Consider the following 16,871-nt stretch of genomic DNA (forward strand, 5'->3'; position numbering starts at 1 on the left):
ATGGTCTCCGAGCACGCCAGCCCGCTGGCGACGCTCGGCGGCGTCGACGCCGGCGGCCAGAACGTGCACGTCGCCGCGCTCGCCGACGCGCTCGCGCGCCGCGGCCACCGCGTCACCGTCTACACGCGGCGCGACGACGCCTCCCTCCCCCGCCGGGTGCCCTTCACCTCCGGCGTCGAGGTCGTGCACATCGACGCGGGCCCGGCCAGCAAGGTGTCCAAGGACGAGCTGCTGCCGTTCATGGGCGACTTCGCCGTCGACCTCGCGAACGACTGGCTCGATTCCCGCCCCGACCTGGTGCACAGCCACTTCTGGATGTCCGGGGTCGCCGCGCTCGACGCGTCCGAGCGGGTGGAGCGGGCGACCGGGCGCCGCGTCCCGGTCTTCCACACCTTCCACGCGCTCGGCGTGGTGAAGCGCCGCCAGCAGGGCGCGCTCGACACCAGCCCCGAGGAGCGCGCCTGGCTCGAGCCGGGTGTCGGCCAGCGCGCGGACGGCGTCGTCGCCACCTGCTCCGACGAGGCTTTCGAACTGAAGGGCCTCGGCGTGCCGACCGCGAGCATCTCGGTGGTGCCCTGCGGTGTGGACCTCGAGCGCTTCACGCCCGACGGACCCGTCGCCGAGCGCACCGGGCGGGTGCGCCTGATGAGCATCGGCCGCCTCGTGCCCCGCAAGGGCATGGGCCACGCGATCGAGGCGCTCGCCCGCCTGGTCGCCGACGGCTGCGACGCCGAGCTGGTCGTCGTCGGCGGCTCCGGCTCGGGCGACGCGCTCATCGCCGACCCGGAGTACCAGCGCCTGCACGGCGTCGCCGAGGGCCTCGGAGTCGCCGACCGCGTCGTCTTCGCCGGCCAGCTCTCGCAGACCGAGATGCCGGCGACGCTCCGCTCCGCCGACATCGTGATCTGCGCGCCCTGGTACGAGCCGTTCGGCATCACCCCGCTGGAGGCGATGGCCTGCGGCGTGCCGGTGGTCGCCTCCTCCGTCGGCGGGCTGATCGACACGGTCGTCGAGGACGTCACCGGCGTGCACGTGCCGCCGCGCGACCCCGAGGCCCTCGCCGCGGCCCTCGCCGCGCTGATCGCCGACCCCGAGCGCGCCCGCGCCTACGGAGCCGCCGGCCGCGCCCGCGTCGAGTCCCGCTACTCCTGGGACCGCGTCGCCGCGGACACCGAGCGCGCCTACCTGACCACCCTCGCCGGACTCGGCGACGGCGGTGCCGCCATGAGCGGCACCGCTCGCACCTCCCTCTCCTCCACCCCCCGGAAGGCGGCCCCGCGCAGATGAGCATCGACACCGTTCTGGACACCCCGACGGACACGCCGTCCGACACCTCGACGGACGCCGCCCGGCGCCTCGTCGACGACCACGTCGCCCGCGCGCTCGACGTCGTCGCGCAGCTGGAGCGGCACTCCGACCGGATCGTCGCCTGGGGCGTCGAGCTGGCGGACCGCCTGCACACCGGCGCCCGCCTGCTGGCGGCCGGCAACGGCGGCTCGGCCGCGGAGGCGCAGCACCTCACCGCCGAGCTGGTCGGCCGCTTCGACGGCGATCGCATCCCGTTCTCCGCGATCTCGCTGCACTCCGAGACCTCGAGCCTCACCGCGATCGGCAACGACTACGGCTTCGACCACGTCTTCGCCCGCCAGGTCACCGCGCACGCCCGCAGCGGCGACGTCGTCGTGCTGCTCTCGACCAGCGGCCGCAGCGCCAACCTGCTGCACGCGGCCGAGGCGGCCCGCGCGGCCGGCGCCCGCACCTGGGCGCTCACCGGCGACGGGCCCAACCCGCTGACCGAGGCCTGCGACGAGTCGATCGCCCTCGAGGGCCACGGCTCGAACGTGCAGGAGGCGCAGCTCGTGCTGGTGCACGCGCTCTGCCGGGCGTTCGAGCACCGGATCCGCGTGCGGACGGGGGCGGCCGCGTGAGCCGGCTGCGGATCGCCGTGGTCGGCGACGTGATGCTCGACGTCGACCTCTCCGGGCCGGCCGAGCGGCTGAGCCCCGACGCGCCGGTGCCCGTGGTCGACGTGTCGACCCGCGGAGTGCGCGCCGGCGGCGCCGGGCTCGTGGCGCGGATGCTCGCCCGCGACGGGCACGACGTCGTGCTGGTGACGGCGCTGGCCGATGCGGCCGATTCCGACGCCGCCGAACTGCTCGCCGCGCTCGACGGTGTGCGCGTGGTGGCCGGGCCCTCCGGTGCGCCGACCCCCGTGAAGACGCGCGTCGCGGCCTCCGGTCAGGCGGTCGTCCGCTTCGACCGCGGCTGCGAGCGCCCGCCGGTGCCGACCGTGACCGAGGAGATGCTCGCCGCGCTCGGCGAGGTCGACGCGGTCGTCGTCGCGGACTACGGCCGCCGGCTCACCGAGGACGCCTCGCTCCGCGCCGCCCTCGACGCGCTGACGGTGCCGCTGGTCTGGGATCCGCACCCGCGTGGGACCGCTCCCGTCGCCGGGACGACGCTCGCGACGCCGAACCTCGGCGAGGCGACGGGCTTCTCCGGGGCCTCCGGCCGCGGCGTCACCCTCGCCGAGACCGCGGCGACGACGCTGCTCGAGCGCTGGGGCTGCGGCGCGGTCGCCGTGACGATGGGCTCCGGCGGCGCCCTGGTCCGCTCGCGCGGCGCCGGCGTCCCGGTGGTGCACCCGGCCGCTCCCGTCCCGCCGACCGACCCGTGCGGAGCAGGCGACCGCTTCGCCGCCTCCGCCGCCGTCGCGCTGGCCGGCGGCGCCACCCGTCCGAGGCGGTCGGCGCGGCCGTCGCCGCCGCCGGGGCCTACCTGCTCGCGGGGGCGTCGCCTCGCTCGCCGCTCCCGCCGACACCGCCGCCCTGCACGGGGCCTCGGGAGTGGACGCGCTGCGCGTCGCCGAGGCTGTCCGCGGCGCCGGCGGCACCGTCGTCGCGACCGGCGGCTGCTTCGACCTGCTGCACGCCGGTCACGCCCGCACCCTCTCGGCCGCCCGGGCGCTCGGCGACTGCCTGATCGTCTGCCTGAACTCGGACGACTCGGTCCGGAGGCTGAAGGGACCGGCCCGGCCGATCATCCCCGAGGACGACCGGGTCGACCTGCTGCTCGCTCTCGAGTGCGTCGACGCCGTGCTCGTCTTCGGCGAGGACACCCCCGACGAGGCGCTGCGCCGCATCCGCCCGGACGTCTGGGTGAAGGGCGGCGACTACTCCGCCGAATCGCTGCCCGAGACCGCGACGGTCGCCGAGTGGGGCGGCCGCGTCCTGACGGTGCCGTACCACGCCGGCCGCTCGACCACCCATCTCGCCGCCGCGCTCGCGCGCGTCGGCTGACCGCTGTCGGCTCCGGCCGATCATCACCCGGCCGGCCCCGCCGACCGCCGCCCCACCACGTCGGCCCCGCCGACGACGAGGATCCTGGAAGGGACACCCATGACCACCACCCCCACCCCCATCGGCCGCGTCCTGATCACCGGAGGCGCCTCCGGACTCGGAGCCGCCGTCGCGGCCGCCGTCACGGCCGCGGGCGGCACGCCGATCGTCCTCGACCGCGACGTCTCGAACGTGCAGGAGGGCGTCGCCGCCTACCAGGTGGACGTCGCCAAGACCCGCGAGGCCGAGAAGGCCGTCGTCGAGATCGCCCGCGAGCACGGCGGCCTCGACGCCGTCGTCACCGCGGCCGGCATCGACCGCTGCGGCCGCCTCGTCGACGTCGACCCGGAGGAGTGGGAGCGCGTGATCTCGGTCAACCTGCTCGGCACCGCGGCCGTCGTCCGCGCCGCACTGCCCTTCCTCACCGAGACCCACGGCCGCGTCGTCACTGTCGCGTCCTCGCTCGCGATCAAGGCCGTCTCGGACGCCACCGCCTACTGCGCGTCGAAGTTCGGCGTGCTCGGCTTCACCCGCGCTCTCGCGGCCGAGACCAAGGGCGAGATCGGCGTCACCACGCTGATCCCCTCCGGCATGAAGACCCGCTTCTTCGACGACCGCGACGCCCAGTACAAGCCGGGCCCCGACGCGCTCCTCAACGACCCGGAGAACGTCGCGAACGCCGTCATGTTCGTCCTCGGCCAGCCCCGCGGCTGCGAGGTCCGCGAACTCGTCATCACCCACGAGGAGGAGCCGTCCTGGCCGTGAGCCGCTGACGCCTGACGCGTCCGCCCCCCTCCGCGAGATGCCACTTGAGTACGCACGCCTCGGCGTGTCGCGTACTCAAGTGGCATCTCGCGGTTGGGGGACGTCAGCGGGTGGAGGCGAGGACGCCGCGGACGTCCTCGAGGACCCGGGCGACGGGGACGTCGTCGACGAAGGACAGCTCGTGCTCGCAGCGCTCGGCCGTCCAGCCGACCTGCGTGACGTCGACGTCGCAGACCGGGCAGCGGACGGTCCAGCTGAGCTGGAGGCGGTGGCGCTGCCGGCCGAGCGGCTGCGCGTTGATCGCGTTGCCGACCCAGAAGACGCCGACCGTCGGCGCGCCGACCGCCGCCGCGAGGTGCCGCGGACCGCTGTCGTTGCCGAGCACGAGGTCCGCGAGCGAGAGCAGCGGAGCGAGGTCCGGCAGCTCGACCGCGTCCGCCCAGGACACCGCGCCGGGGGCGGCCGCGACGATCGCGTCGGCCGCGCGCGCGTCGGAGGCGTCGCCCACGACGAGCACGCGCGCCCCGTCGGCCAGCAGCGCGCGGGCCACCTCGGCGAAGTTCGCGGAGCTCCAGCGGCGCCGCACGTCGGTCGCGCCCGGGTGGATCAGCACCAGCGGTCCGCCGGCGGGCAGCGCGGCGGCGAGCCGGTCTCGGCGCTCCGGGTCGACCTGCAGCGACGGCTCGAGCCGCACCGCCGGGGCCCCGGCGAGCCCGACGATCTCGAGCGCACGCAGCATCTCGTGCTGGTAGTAGACGTAGGGGATCGTGCGCTCGAGCTCGAGCGCGTCGTCGGTGCGCGAGCCGATCGTGTGCCGCGCGCCGAGCCGCTGCAGGAACGGGTTGGAGTAGCGGCCGCCGCCGTGCAGCTGCACCGCGAGGTCGAAGCGCCGCGCGCGCATCCGCTGCGTGAAGTCCTCGACGACCTGCGGGTCCTCCCCCTCGCCGTCGCGGACGCCCTGAGCCACCGGCAGGATCTCGACGTCGCTCACCGGCGACTCGACGCCCTGCAGCAGCACGCGGTGCGCCGGAGTGCCGAGCAGCACGATCTCGGCGCCCGGGTAGGCGGCGGCGAGCGCGTCGACGGCGGGCAGCGCGAACAGCAGATCGCCGAGTCCGCCGCCGCGCAGGACGGCGATCCTCTCGACTCCGTCGAAGCGGTCTCGGAGCGGGGCGATGGCGACCACGGTCGTTCCTCTCGGTGGGCGGAGCGCGACGGCTCCGGGGAAGGGGCACTCCTCCTCTTCCCCGCCGGGGGCGATCCGAAACCGTCGACGAGCGGTCGGGGCCCGTCCGACATCAGCTGAGAAGGGAGGGCCTCCGCTGTGGGGGGGAGGGACCCTGCTCTCAGCTGATGTCGTGCGGCAGCAGTCCGCCCGGCCCGCTCAGCGCTGCGGGTGGATGTGCACCTTGCGCGCCGACTCCGAGCTCGCCGCGGCGAGCGCCTCCGCGTAGTCCGCGAGGCCGAAGGTGTGCGTGACCATGCGCGCCGCCAGGTCGGGGAGCGTGACGACGTCCTCGACCGCGGCCGGGTAGGAGGTGGCCAGCGACTGCGAGCCGACGATGGTCAGCTCCCGGTCGAACAGGTCGTACGGGAAGAGATCGATCGACGCGGTCGGGCTCACCACGCCCATCTGCAGCAGCGTGCCGCGCTCGGCGAGGCGCACGAGCGCGTCGGACACGGCGGAGGGGTGTCCGCTCGCCTCGATCACGAGGTCGACATCGTGCTCGCTGCTCCGCTCGCCCGGTGCGAAGACGGCATCGACGCCGAACTCGACGGCGGCCTGGCGGCGGACGGCGCTGGGCTCGACGACGTCGATCCTGGCGCCGCCGCGGGCACGCACCAGTGCTGCCGCGAGCAGACCGATGGAGCCCGCTCCGTAGATCAGGACCCGCTGCCCCGCGACGGGGCCGACGCGGTCGAGGGCGTGCAGGACGCAGGCGAGGGGCTCGATGAGGGCGCCCGTGGTCCAGTCCATCCCCTCGGGGAGGCGGAAGACGACGCCGACCGGCACGCGGACCAGCTCCGCCACCGCGCCGTCGGAGGTGACGCCGATCGGCACGAGGTTCCGGCAGAGGTTCGTGGCGCCGACGTCGCACTGATCACAGTGCCCGCAGGCGACGTTCGGATCGACGCAGACGCGGTCGCCGACCGCGAACTCCTCGACGTCCGCGCCGATCTGGACGACGATGCCGGCGAACTCGTGGCCGGGCACGACGGGGAAGGTGCCGGTGGGGTAGTCGCCGGAGGCGAGGTGGATGTCGGTTCCGCAGATGCCGACGACCTCCGGCGCGATCACGACCTCGCCGAGCCCCGCTACCGGGTCGGGCAGCTCCGCGACGTCGATCGAGCCCCTGCCGTCGAGAACCACTGCGCGCATCTGAACACCTTCCGCTGTCGGGGCCGAAGGCGATCCTCGGCCCTGAGGACCCGCCGCCGCCCTGTGCGGGCGTGGCGAGTGCTGGACAAAGGCTAGCAATGTTTGTACGTACAGTCCAGACGAACCGCCCGCCATCGGGACAGGAGGAACGAGGGTGTCCGCGCGGCACCCGGTTGCGGCCGGACAGCACGCTGCTCCTGTCCGGCCGGTGAGGACAGTCCGTGCGTTACTGTCGGAGGGCCCGCCCCGAGAGGGCGGAGGACATCGATCGGAGACTGCGATGATCCCGCCCATCGAGCGCGACTCCCCCGTCCCCTACTACGAGCAGCTCTTCGGGATCCTGAAGCAGCGGATCGTCTCGGGCGGCATCCCCGCCGACGAGCGGCTGCCGAGCGAGCTCGAGCTGGGTCGCGAGTTCGGGTTGTCCCGCGCCACCGTCCGCCAGACGCTGCAGAAGCTCGAGACCGAGGGCTTGGCCCGCCGCGTGCCGCGCCGCGGGGTGTTCGCCGCCGCCCCCGAGCGGACGACCGGCTGGACCGTGCAGGACACCGCGGGCTTCCTCGACTCGCAGCTCCGGCACGGGCGCACCGGGATCGCGACGCGGGTGGTCGACGCGCGCTCGCTGGTCCCGCCCGAGCACGTCGCCCAGGCGCTGCGCCTCGCTCCGGGCACGCCCGTCTTCGCCCTCGAGCGCGTCCGCTCCCTCGACGGGACGATCGCCATGTTCAGCACCAACTGGTTCCCGAGCGAGGTGGCGCGCACGATCTCGACCGCGCAGGACGTCCTCGACGGCACCGGCTCCGTGGACAGCACCCTCCGCCGCGCCGGGTTCACGACCGACGGTGCGCACCGGATCATCCGGTCGATGCGCGCGCCGCAGCACGTCGCGACGCAGCTGCAGATCGGCTCGGAGGACCCCGTGCTCCGGGTGCGGTCCAGCTCCTGGAACCGGGACGGCTTCCGGTTCGACTACTACGAGACGTGGGTCCTGACGGACGTCGTGCCGCTGGAGGTGCTGGTCTCCGCGAGCTGAGCGCGGGTCCCCTGCCCGTGCACGCTCAGGCGCGCGGAGGAGAGCCGCCGAGCACCACGGCCGGCTCCGGATCCCAGCCGACGGCGCGCGCCGCGAGGAGCGCCGCCGAGACCGCGGTGACCTCCGGCTCGAAGATCGGCGTCGTCCGGTAGCCGTTCACCGCCGACTTGATCTCGACCCAGCCGGGCGAGTGCACCCAGCCGCCGGCGAGCCGCACTTCCGGCCGCTCCGGGGCTCCTCGGCGGACCGCGTCGACGGCGTCGCGCCCGGCGATCGCGAGCGCCCCCAGCACGGCGGACGCCCGCGCCCGCGGGTCCCGCGGGGCGTGCAGCGCGTAGGACGGACGTCCCCCGCCGCGACGACCCGGCACGAAGTACCCCGAGTCGAGGACCGGCAGCGGCTCGGAGCGCCCCGCCAGGAGGTCGCGGAGGTGCCCGTCGACGGCCGGGTCCTCCCCCGCCCAGGCCACGTTGCGCGCCAGCTCCTCGACCCGGAGCAGCGTCACGCCGGCGGAGCGGATCCCGGGCGCGACGTCGACCTGGTCCCGCCGCCCCGCCTCCGGCAGCGGCGACTGCGTCACGACCACCTCGGCCGTCCCCATCGAGTCGAGGACCGCTCCGGGCGCGATCTGGTCGACGCCCCAGCCGCCGATCGGATGGTCGTGCCCGCCCGCGACCACGACCGCGTCTGCGGCGAGCGCCCCCGCCTCGCGCAGGAGCGTCGAGCGGAGCGCGCCGACCACGTCCCCCGACCGCACGACCGGCGGCAGCAGCTCGACCGACCCGAGCGTGGCGTCGATCCGCTCGGAGGCCCACCGGCGATCCCGCGACCGCCAGGCCGCCGTGCGCGAGGCCAGGGTGTCGCTGAGGAACGGGCGACCACTCCAGACGACGCCGGAGTAGTCGGCCAGGGCGATCCAGGACGCGGCGCGACCCTCGAGAGGCTGCGTGCGCGCCCAGGCCCAGCCGACGAGGGTGCGGACAGGGTCGGTCTCGGCGTCGAAGCTCTCGTCGTCGTGGAGGCGTGGCCGCAGCGACCGGAAGACGCCCTGCCGACGCGGGTCGAACCAGGCGAGCGCGCGGGTCAGCGGGCGCAGGCCCCCGTCCACCAGGACGCCGTCCTCGCCGACCCCGACGGAGCAGATCGCCCGCACCACGCGGACGCCCCCGCAGACCTCGACGACCATCTCCTCGACGCAGCGGAGCAGTGTGACCGCGTCGACCGAGAGCTCGCCGTTCTCCCGTGGCGTCGCCCGGCCGGCCCGCGCGACGACGCGGCCGGCGGCGTCGAGCGCGACCACCTTGACGTTCGTGCTGCCGACGTCGACTCCGCAGGCGACCGCGTCCCGCTCCGTGCTGCGCACCCGTCCACACCCTCCTCGACGCCCCGATCCATTCTCGCCACTCCCCGGTCAGGAGGCGGAGCGGCGCAGGAGAGCGGGCGCGGCCGCGGAGTCGTAGCCGAGCGCGGTCTTCGCCGCCGCGTGCTGCGCGAGGATCTGCGGCTGGGACGCCGAAGGCTGCAACTCCGTCGCCGTGCTCGTCCACTCGGGGAAGGCGCCGGACAGCGCGACCGCGGCCTGCATCGCGGCTCCCTTGGTCACGTACTCGTCGGGGTCGGGCAGGAGCACGGGGAGCTCCACGAGCTCGGTCAGGATCCGCTGCACCGCGAGGCTCCGCGCGGCGCCGCCGATCAACAGCAGGCGGCGGGGGCGGATACCGCACGCGCCGAGGGCGTCGAGCATCTCGACCTGGCTCGCGAGCGTCCCCTCGAAGACCGCCCGGGCGAGGTTGGACCGGGTGAGGCTGGTGAGCGAGGCCCCGTGCAGCGACCCGCGCGCGTCGGGCAGATCCGGCGTCCGCTCCCCTTCGAAGTACGGCAGGAGGGTGAGCCCCTCGGCCCCCGGTGCCGCGGCGAGCGCCAGGTCGGACAGGTCCGCGTAGCTGCAGCCGAGCAGCGCCGCGCCGAGCTCGAAGTTGCGGGCGGCGTTGAGCGTCGCCACCAGCGGCAGGTGGGCGCCGGTCGCGTCCGCGTAGTCGCAGACGTAGCCGGCGTAGTCGCGCACCGGCGAGGACGACCGGGTGTAGACGACTCCGGAGGTGCCGAGGGAGAGGACGACGTCGCCCTCCTCCAGGCCGAGCGCCAGCGCCGCGGCGGCGTTGTCGCCGCTGCCGATGCCGAGCGCGAGCCCGGCGGGGATCCCGGGAGCGCCGGCGCCGGTGAGCCCGGCCGCGGCGAGCGGCGGCAGCACTTCCGGCAGCAGAAGGTTCCGGCCGAAGGCGTGCTCGACGAGGTCGCGGTCGTACTGCCCGCTGGCGGCGGACCAGTACGCGGTCCCGCTCGCCTCGGAGCGGTCGGTGACGAGAGCGCCGATACCGCCCTCGCGCCCGCGCAGCCGCCAGGTCAGCCAGTCGTGCACGATCGCCACGGCCGCGGTCCGGCGCGCCGCGTCGGGGTCCGTGTCGCGCAGCCAGCGCAGCTTGACCGCGGTGTCGGAGAGCGTGATCGGCAGCCCGGTGCGCCGGATCCACTCGTCGCGGCCGAGCTCGGCGTTGAGGTCCCGCATCTGCGCGTGCGAGCCGGTGTCGTTCCAGAGCGGAGAGGCGCAGACGACCTCGCCGGCCGCGTCCAGGAAGACAGGGGTGTGCTGCTGCCCGCTGACGGAGACCGCGAGGACGTCCTCCAGGCCGCCGGCGCGGTCGACGGCCCGCAGCAGCGCGGTCCACCAGACGTCGGGGTGCACGATCGTCTGCGGCGGGTGCTCGGCCTTCCCCTCGCGGACCGCCCGCCCTGTCTCGAGATCGCGGACCGTGACCTTGCAGGCCTGGGTGGAGGAGTCGATCCCCGCGACCAGCCTCGCCGGAGCGCCGCGCGTCACGACGGCAGTCCCCGGAGGTGCTGCCACTGCTCCGCGGTCCGGGCGGACCATGCGGCGAGCAGGGCGCGGCGGTGGGGATCGGGGTGCACTTCGAGCGGGTCGCAGTCCTCCCAGCGCGCCGCGACACCGCTGGCGAGGGCCTGCGCGCCTCGCGAGACGACCTCGGGGAAGCGCGAGACGCTGAGGCTCGTGCCCAGCAGGTCCGCTTTCAGCTGCAGCCAGAGCGGGTTCCGGCTCGCCGGACCGATGACCTTGATGCGCTCGGGCCGCTCCGGGAACAGCGCAAGCACGTCGCGGAACTGCACCGCGAGCCCGAGGAAGCAGCCCAGGACGAGCTCGTCCCGGCCGGTGTCGCTGCGGAGCCCCGCGATGATCCCGCGCGCCGCTGCATCCTTCGCGGGCGGAGGGCTGCCGCGGAACTGCGGAAGCACGAGCGGGAGTGCGTCGACGTCGACCCCGCCCTCGAGGTAGCGGCGGTGCGCGGTGCCGATGGTCGTCGACAGCTCCTCGGCGTCGATCCCGAGCAGCGACTGCAGGGTGGCGAAGGCGGACCCGCCGGTGGGGATCGAGGCGAACAGGGTGGACCCGGCGCCGGTGCAGGCGATCCCGTTGGCGAGCTTCGCGCGCTCGGCGTCGGCGCCCAGCTCGGGGACGTCGCGCAGCAGCAGCAGGCCCTCGGTGGTGCCGGTCGAGTTCAGCAGCTCCCCCGAGCGCAGGTCCGCCCCGATGGCGCCGACCATGTGGTCGTGACCGGCGACGTGGACCGTCGCGTCCGGCGGGAGCCCCGTCTCCCCGGCGGCCCCGGCGCTGAGGGGCGTGCCGTCCGCCGCCGTCCGCAGCTCGGGCAGGACCTCGACGCCGACGCCGAGCAGCGCCGCCACCTCGGCCGACCAGGTGCGGGTGCCGAGGTCGAGCGCCATCGTGCGACTGGCGAGGGAGTACTCCGACCAGCGCCGCCCGGTGAGGGTCGCGGCCAGGTGCTCGGCGATGTTCAGCCACTGCGCGCCGGCGGCGTCCTCGCCCGCCTGCTCGAGGGCCCAGGCGATCTTCGACAGGCCGTAGTTCGCGTTGACCGGCAGACCGGTGGAGCGGTAGACGAGCGAGCGGTCCGCGGCGGTGAGCCCGGCGAGCCGCTCCGCTCCGCGGTGGTCGTGCCAGAGGATCATCGGCGATGCGAGCGAGCCGTCCGAGCGGACGAGGCCGCCCGACTCCCCCACCGCGGTGATCGCCAGCCGCTCGACGCCCGCGCGGAAGGACGGGTCGAGGCCGCGCACGAAGGCGATCAGCCCGCCCCGGAGCAGGTCGACCTCGTAGATCTCGCCCCATGCGTCCTGCCGCGTCGGCGTGCCCTCTCGCGCCGAGGCGACGAGGCCGCCGTCCGCGTCGAAGGCGCACAGCTTCACGCTGGTCGTCCCGATGTCGATCGTGATGGTGGGGAGCATGCCGGCTCCCGTCAGGCGACCGAGGGGTTCAGCGTGCGGATGCGCCGCTCGACCACGTCAGCGATCGCCGCCACCGCGCTTGTGGACACCCGGATCAGCGAGGCCTCCCGGTTGTTCGCGTTGTAGGCCTCGCCGAAGGCGCGGATCATCGCGTTCCGGAGGTCACTGGCGACGTTCACCTTCACGACGCCGAACTCGTGCAGCCGGGCGAGCTGCTCGTCCGGCAGCCCCGAGCCGCCGTGGACGACGAGCGGGACGCTGCTCGCGGCGCGGACCCGCGCCAGGAGGTCGAAGTCGATCGTCGCGCCGGGCACGTAGCCGTGCTGGTTGCCGACCGAGACCGCGAGCATGTCGCAGCCGACGGCGTCGATGAAGTGCTTCACCTGATCAGGGTCGGTGGTGCTCGCGTGCTCGGGTGCGACGTCGTCCTCCTTGCCGCCGATGCTGCCGAGCTCCGCCTCGAGGGCGATCTCCGGGGCGCAGAGAGCCCGTGCCTGGGCGGAGACGCGCACGTTCTCCTCGTAGGGGTGCTCGGAGTAGTCGATCATCACCGAGGTGAAGTCGGCGGCGAGCGCGCCCTCCACGGCGGAGAGCTCCTTGCCGTGGTCGAGGTGCAGCGCGACGGGCACGTCCGTCGACGCCAGGCGCCGGCTGACCATGTCGTGGATGTACTCGTAACCCGAGAGCGCGACGTTCGTGGGCGCCACCTGGATGAAGGTGGGCACGCCGACGCGCTCGACCGCCTCCACGATCCCCATCGTCGTCTCGATGTTGGTGGTGTTGAACGCTCCGGCGACGAGGCCGCGGGAGGTGCACTGGCTGATGACGTCGATTCCGCTGACCAGGGGCACGGCGGGTCCTTTCGTGTGGTGCGCCGGGGTGGCCGGCGAGGAGCGGGACGCGCCGAGGGGTCGCTCCCGTGGGAGGGGAGGCGGCGATCGCCGCGCGCCCCTCGGGATCAGCGGCCCTCGGCCGGAGCCGCCGGGGCGGTGGAGCCGGAGAGGTCGTCCAGCGGGCGGCCCTCGGCGACGACGCGCTGCGCCTCCTCCGGCACCTGGAGCCAGCGGACCGAGACGCCCGCGAGCACGTAGAGCGCGGCGAAGACGATGGTGACGCCGCCGGCGCCGATCGGCCCGAGGAGCAGCGCCACAATCAACGGACCGACGAAGGTCGCCGCTCCCGCGCCGAGGTTCAGCACGGCGATCGAGTTGCCCTTCTGGCCCGGGGCCATCAGCGACATCAGGACCGAGATCGGGGTGAAGCCGGCGAGCGTGATCCCGAACAGAGCGGCGCAGAGCGCGGCGACCCAGTACTCGTCGCTGACCGCCGTCGGCAGGAAGTAGAACGCCAGAACGCTCACGGCGGAGCCGATGCAGCCGAACCAGCGCAGCGTGCGGTGCCAGCCGAGGCGATCGCTGAGGACGCCGAAGAACAGGTTCGCGAAGATGTTCGAGGCACCGAGGATGAAGACGAGCTGCAGCCAGCCCGCCGTGCCGAAGCCGAGATCGACCGCGAAGACGGTGGGGAAGAACACGAAGAGCCCGAACTGCGGCGCCGTGTTGACCACGCGGACCAGGCAGCCGAGGCCGACCCGGGGCTGGGTGAAGGCGATGGCGACGCTGTTCACCAGGCTGCGGCCGGTGCTCACCCCGGGAGCTGCGAGGCGGCCGCCGCCACGGGCCTTGCGCAGACCGACGAGGGAGACGAGACCGCCGAGGACCACCAGGCCGAGCGAGAGCCAGAACGTCTCGTACTCGCCGAGGACGGGGACGGTGCCGGAGGCGACGAGGGAGCCGAGCGTCGGCAGGCCGCCGGTGAAGGCGAAGTAGAACCAGCCGACGGCCGAGCCGAGGCGGTGCGCCGGGCTCGCGCCGAGCACCCAGACCAGGAAGCCGTAGGCGAAGAACGGGTAGGCGATGCCGCGCAGCCCGTACACGATCAGCATCAGGGTGAAGTTCTCGGAGGGGAGCGCCACCGCGAGGAACACCACCTGCAGGCTCGCCCAGAGGACCAGGCCGATGACCATCACCCGGCGCGGGCCCCAGACGTCGGAGAGGGCACCGGAGAGCCAGGAACCGAGGGTGACCATCAGCCCGTAGACCGTGATGATGACGGCCGCGTTGGTCTCCGACCCGGCGCCGTTGTCGGCGAGGTAGGGCGCGATGTACCCCGACTCGACGCCGTCGCCGATCATGAAGAGCAGGAGGCCGACGAAGCCCCAGACGAGGGGCTTCGGCAGGCCGATCCTCTCGATGAACGAATGCGGCTCGGGGCCCTGAGCGCGGATGCTCGTCGTCGCTGACATGCGGATCCTTCGGTCGTGGTGCGGGAGGAGTTCCGCGAGGCGGTGGGCCGAGGGCTCGGACGCGGGAGGAGAGATGCGCTGACCGCCTCATGCGGACTGTACGTACAGAACGTACCATGAGAACGCCGGCCACGGCGAGGGCGTCAGCCGTCCCGGCGAGACGGCCGTGCGCTCTCGGGCGCTCAGTCGACGGCGAGCGTCCCGCGCCGCACCTTGCCCGCGTCGTCGCGCAGCGGCGAGCGCTGGAGCCGCAGAGCCCGCGGCGCCCGCGAGCCGAGGTGCTCGCGCGCGAAGGCGAGCAGCTCCTCCTCCGTCACGTCGCTCTCCGCGATGTCCACCACCGCCTCCACCGCCTGGCCGAGCTCGGCGTCCGGGACGCCGAAGGCGACCGCGCCGCGCACCGCCGGGTGCTCCTCCAGCACCCGCTCGATCTCGGCCGGGTAGATGTTCACGCCACCGCGCAGGATCTGGTCGTCGGCCCGGTCGAGCACCGTCAGGTAGCCGTCCGCATCGACGGAGCCGAGGTCGCCGAGGGTGTCCCAGCCGTCCTCGGTCCGCTTCGACTCCCCACCGAGGTAGCGGTAGGTCGGCTCCCCACGGCGCAACTGCACGAGCCCCGGCTCGCCGACCGCGCACTCCGACCCGTCCGACCGCAGCACCCGCAGCTCCGTGCCGCCGATCGGCCGGCCGACGCTCCCGGGCCGCTCGAGCCACTCGTCGCCGCGGATCATCGTCAGCCCGTTCGACTCGCTGCCCGCGTAGACCTCGACGACCCGCTCCGCGCCGATCCACTCGATCAGCGCGCGCTTGTCCGCGGGCGGGCACGGCGAGCCGAGGTGCAGCACCGTCTCGAGCGAGGAGACGTCCACGTCCCGGTGCCCGGGCGTCCGCAGCAGCCGGTGGATCATCGTCGGCACCAGCAGCGCCCAGGTCACCCGGTGCTCCGCGATCGCCGCGAGCACCCGCGCCTCGTCGAAGCGCGGCAGGACCACCAGCCGCTGCCCGGTCAGCAGCCCGCGGAAGGCGTAGGTGAAGGTCGCGGAGTGGGTGAGCGGCCCGGCCACGAGCTGCACCCCCTCCCGAGGCAGGAAGGCCGCGACCGGCTGCGAGGGATCCATCAGCGCGGGCGCCGCCGCGAGCACGATCTTCGGCCGCCCGGTGCTGCCGGAGGAGGCGGGCGCCTTCCACGACGCAGCCCAGATGTCGGGCAGCTCGTCGTCCGGCAGCGCCGGGTCGGGCTCGAAGCCGGCGGGGACGAACGGCACGCCGTCGAGCTCGACCCCGATGCTCAGCGAGGGCCGCCCGAGCGCGCCCACCTCGGCGAGCTCCCGCGCCGACAGCCCGCGCGACAGCGGCTGCGGCGTCGCGCCCGCCTTCCAGATCGCCGCGCAGGCGAGCACCAGCTCGGCGCTGTTCGACAGCGAGACCGCGACGAGCGAGTCCGGAGTGACGCCGAGCGCCGCGTAGGCGCGCGCGAGCCGGTTGGAGGCCCGGTCCAGGGCGCCCGCGGTCAGGGTCGCGTCATCGGCGACGACCACGACGCGCTCGGGGTCCTGCTCGGCGAGCGCCGAGAAGCAGCGCGAGAACGACCGGCGCATCACACGCCCACGGATCGGCGGCCGAGGTGAGCCCGGTACAGCGCCTCGTGACTCGCGGCGACGTCGTCCCAGGAGTGCGAGAACGCGAGGTCCCGCCCGGCCCCGGGCTCCGGCGCCTCCCCCGCGAGCGCCGCGGCGAGCGCCTCCCGGATCCCCGCCACGTCGCTCCCGTACGCCACCGTCTCCCCGAACACCTCTCGCAGCACCGGCAGATCACGCGCGACGACCGGCACCCCCGCGGCGAGCGCCTCCATCGCCGCCAGCCCGAAGCCCTCCTTGGTCGAGACGAAGCCGAGCACCGCCGCACCCGCGACGAGTGACGCGAGCCGCTCCTCCGGCACCGTGCCGAGCACGACCGGCGTCACCCCCCGCTCGGCCGCCCGGCGCTCGAACTCCTCGCGGTAGCCCCGGTAGTCGAAGAGCGTCTCCCCGCCGCCGAAGACCAGCGACGCGCCCGGCGCGAGCCCCGCGAACGCCTCCAGCAGGTCGATGCTGCCCTTCCGCGGCTCGATGCCGCCCAGCGCGAGCACGTAGCGGCCGAGCTCGGCCCGCCACTCCCCCGCCGAGTCGCCGTCGGCCGCGGCGGCGAACCGCGCGGCGTCGACGCCGTTCGGAATCACCGCCGGCAGCCGCCCCCACCCCGCCGCGACCTCGTCCGCGACGGCCTGCGACACCGCGAGCAACCCGGCCGGTCCGGTGATCGCGCGCTCGTGGCAGGCGATCAGCGCCGGCGTCGTGAAGGCGTCCAGGTGGTGCACCGTGCGGAGCAGTCCGCCGGCCCCCGCGAAGCCCGCGTCGAGCGCGGCGTTCGCCGAGATGCAGTCCTGCGCGTGCACGACGTCCCACTCCCCGCCGTCCTCCCCCAGCGCCACCGCGAGCGCGTCGAGCGAGCGGACGATCCGGTCTCCGACGTCCTCCCCGTCGCGCGCCGCGAACGGCACGACCCGGACGGCCACCGCGCGGTCGACCGCGCGGAAGAAGGCGGAGTCGCCGCCGCGGCCGAGCGTCCAGACGGTCACCTCGTGCCCGCGCCGGGCCAGCGCCTCCGAGAGCGCGAGCGTGTGCACCACGCCGCCCCGGGGCTTCGTGGAGTAGGTCAGCTGCGCGATCCGCACGGGGTCTCCTTCGGGCG

General features: G+C 74.6%; 14 protein-coding genes and 1 pseudogene. 6 read left to right on the forward strand and 9 right to left on the reverse strand.

What is annotated here, in order from left to right:
* The 5 genes and pseudogenes from GTU73_RS13945 to GTU73_RS13960 all read left to right on the forward strand — a co-directional run bounded on the left by GTU73_RS13945 (window position 1) and on the right by GTU73_RS13960 (window position 4,103).
* On the forward strand, window positions 1–1,287 hold the full coding sequence (locus GTU73_RS13945) for a glycosyltransferase (protein WP_160091392.1): 1,287 nt from the start codon (window positions 1–3) through the stop codon (window positions 1,285–1,287).
* A complete protein-coding gene (locus GTU73_RS13950; RefSeq protein ID WP_159422354.1) occupies window positions 1,284–1,928 on the forward strand; it encodes an SIS domain-containing protein in 645 nt (214 codons plus the stop codon). The genes GTU73_RS13945 and GTU73_RS13950 overlap by 4 nt, the downstream gene beginning before the upstream one ends.
* A 32-nt stretch (window positions 1,929–1,960) precedes the next feature.
* Window positions 1,961–2,671, forward strand: a pseudogene (locus GTU73_RS19575) (PfkB family carbohydrate kinase); the annotation flags it as partial.
* Window positions 2,672–2,846: 175 nt separating this feature from the next.
* Entirely contained in the window at window positions 2,847–3,299 is a 453-nt protein-coding gene (rfaE2, locus tag GTU73_RS19580) for a D-glycero-beta-D-manno-heptose 1-phosphate adenylyltransferase (RefSeq protein WP_347877740.1), read from the forward strand.
* Window positions 3,300–3,398: 99 nt separating this feature from the next.
* Window positions 3,399–4,103 (forward strand): SDR family oxidoreductase, encoded by a 705-nt coding sequence (locus GTU73_RS13960; protein WP_127887118.1) that lies wholly within the window; start codon window positions 3,399–3,401, stop codon window positions 4,101–4,103.
* Between the two features lie 103 nt (window positions 4,104–4,206).
* On the opposite strand, the gene GTU73_RS13965 is transcribed toward GTU73_RS13960, so the two are convergent.
* Window positions 4,207–5,289, reverse strand: a complete 1,083-nt coding sequence (locus tag GTU73_RS13965) for a glycosyltransferase family 9 protein (protein ID WP_160090329.1) — start codon at window positions 5,287–5,289, stop codon at window positions 4,207–4,209.
* A gap of 198 nt (window positions 5,290–5,487) precedes the next feature.
* Entirely contained in the window at window positions 5,488–6,483 is a 996-nt protein-coding gene (locus GTU73_RS13970; RefSeq protein ID WP_160090330.1) for an alcohol dehydrogenase catalytic domain-containing protein, read from the reverse strand.
* Window positions 6,484–6,763: 280 nt separating this feature from the next.
* Here GTU73_RS13970 and GTU73_RS13975 point away from each other — a divergent pair, with 280 nt between their 5' ends.
* On the forward strand, window positions 6,764–7,516 hold the full coding sequence (locus GTU73_RS13975; protein ID WP_160090331.1) for a GntR family transcriptional regulator: 753 nt from the start codon (window positions 6,764–6,766) through the stop codon (window positions 7,514–7,516).
* Between the two features lie 25 nt (window positions 7,517–7,541).
* Here the strand turns inward: GTU73_RS13975 and GTU73_RS13980 are convergent, their stop codons facing one another.
* The 7 genes from GTU73_RS13980 to GTU73_RS14010 form a co-directional block, all read right to left on the reverse strand.
* Window positions 7,542–8,879, reverse strand: coding sequence for an FGGY family carbohydrate kinase (locus GTU73_RS13980; RefSeq protein ID WP_160090332.1), 1,338 nt, complete (start codon window positions 8,877–8,879; stop codon window positions 7,542–7,544).
* Window positions 8,880–8,927: 48 nt separating this feature from the next.
* The gene (locus GTU73_RS13985; RefSeq protein ID WP_243598600.1) at window positions 8,928–10,394 is read right to left on the reverse strand and encodes an FGGY family carbohydrate kinase; all 1,467 of its coding nucleotides are present in this window, start codon (window positions 10,392–10,394) and stop codon (window positions 8,928–8,930) included.
* On the reverse strand, window positions 10,391–11,836 hold the full coding sequence (locus GTU73_RS13990) for an FGGY family carbohydrate kinase (RefSeq protein ID WP_160090334.1): 1,446 nt from the start codon (window positions 11,834–11,836) through the stop codon (window positions 10,391–10,393). The genes GTU73_RS13985 and GTU73_RS13990 overlap by 4 nt, the downstream gene beginning before the upstream one ends.
* Before the next feature lie 11 nt (window positions 11,837–11,847).
* Window positions 11,848–12,687 carry a class II fructose-bisphosphate aldolase gene (locus GTU73_RS13995; protein ID WP_160090335.1) on the reverse strand — a complete coding sequence of 280 codons (840 nt, stop codon included), beginning with the start codon at window positions 12,685–12,687 and terminating at the stop codon, window positions 11,848–11,850.
* Window positions 12,688–12,794: 107 nt separating this feature from the next.
* Window positions 12,795–14,141 carry an MFS transporter gene (locus GTU73_RS14000; protein WP_160090336.1) on the reverse strand — a complete coding sequence of 449 codons (1,347 nt, stop codon included), beginning with the start codon at window positions 14,139–14,141 and terminating at the stop codon, window positions 12,795–12,797.
* A gap of 182 nt (window positions 14,142–14,323) precedes the next feature.
* Window positions 14,324–15,739 (reverse strand): AMP-binding protein, encoded by a 1,416-nt coding sequence (locus GTU73_RS14005; RefSeq protein ID WP_244231859.1) that lies wholly within the window; start codon window positions 15,737–15,739, stop codon window positions 14,324–14,326.
* Window positions 15,739–16,854 (reverse strand): MSMEG_0565 family glycosyltransferase, encoded by a 1,116-nt coding sequence (locus tag GTU73_RS14010; protein ID WP_160090338.1) that lies wholly within the window; start codon window positions 16,852–16,854, stop codon window positions 15,739–15,741. The genes GTU73_RS14005 and GTU73_RS14010 overlap by 1 nt, the downstream gene beginning before the upstream one ends.
* Window positions 16,855–16,871 lie beyond the last annotated feature (17 nt).

Origin of the sequence: Rathayibacter sp. VKM Ac-2804 (assembly GCF_009866655.1) — a bacterium.
Classification (GTDB): domain Bacteria; phylum Actinomycetota; class Actinomycetes; order Actinomycetales; family Microbacteriaceae; genus Rathayibacter.

What these genes read in the sequence shown, in the direction of transcription:
- GTU73_RS14000 (WP_160090336.1), bottom strand. Translation starts at nt 14,141, where the DNA reads ATGTCAGCGACGACGAGCATCCGCGCTCAGGGCCCCGAGCCGCATTCG.
- GTU73_RS13960 (WP_127887118.1), top strand. Translation starts at nt 3,399, where the DNA reads ATGACCACCACCCCCACCCCCATCGGCCGCGTCCTGATCACCGGAGGC.
- GTU73_RS13975 (WP_160090331.1), top strand. Translation starts at nt 6,764, where the DNA reads ATGATCCCGCCCATCGAGCGCGACTCCCCCGTCCCCTACTACGAGCAG.
- GTU73_RS13945 (WP_160091392.1), top strand. Translation starts at nt 1, where the DNA reads ATGGTCTCCGAGCACGCCAGCCCGCTGGCGACGCTCGGCGGCGTCGAC.
- GTU73_RS13950 (WP_159422354.1), top strand. Translation starts at nt 1,284, where the DNA reads ATGAGCATCGACACCGTTCTGGACACCCCGACGGACACGCCGTCCGAC.
- GTU73_RS14005 (WP_244231859.1), bottom strand. Translation starts at nt 15,739, where the DNA reads ATGCGCCGGTCGTTCTCGCGCTGCTTCTCGGCGCTCGCCGAGCAGGAC.
- GTU73_RS13970 (WP_160090330.1), bottom strand. Translation starts at nt 6,483, where the DNA reads ATGCGCGCAGTGGTTCTCGACGGCAGGGGCTCGATCGACGTCGCGGAG.
- GTU73_RS13990 (WP_160090334.1), bottom strand. Translation starts at nt 11,836, where the DNA reads ATGCTCCCCACCATCACGATCGACATCGGGACGACCAGCGTGAAGCTG.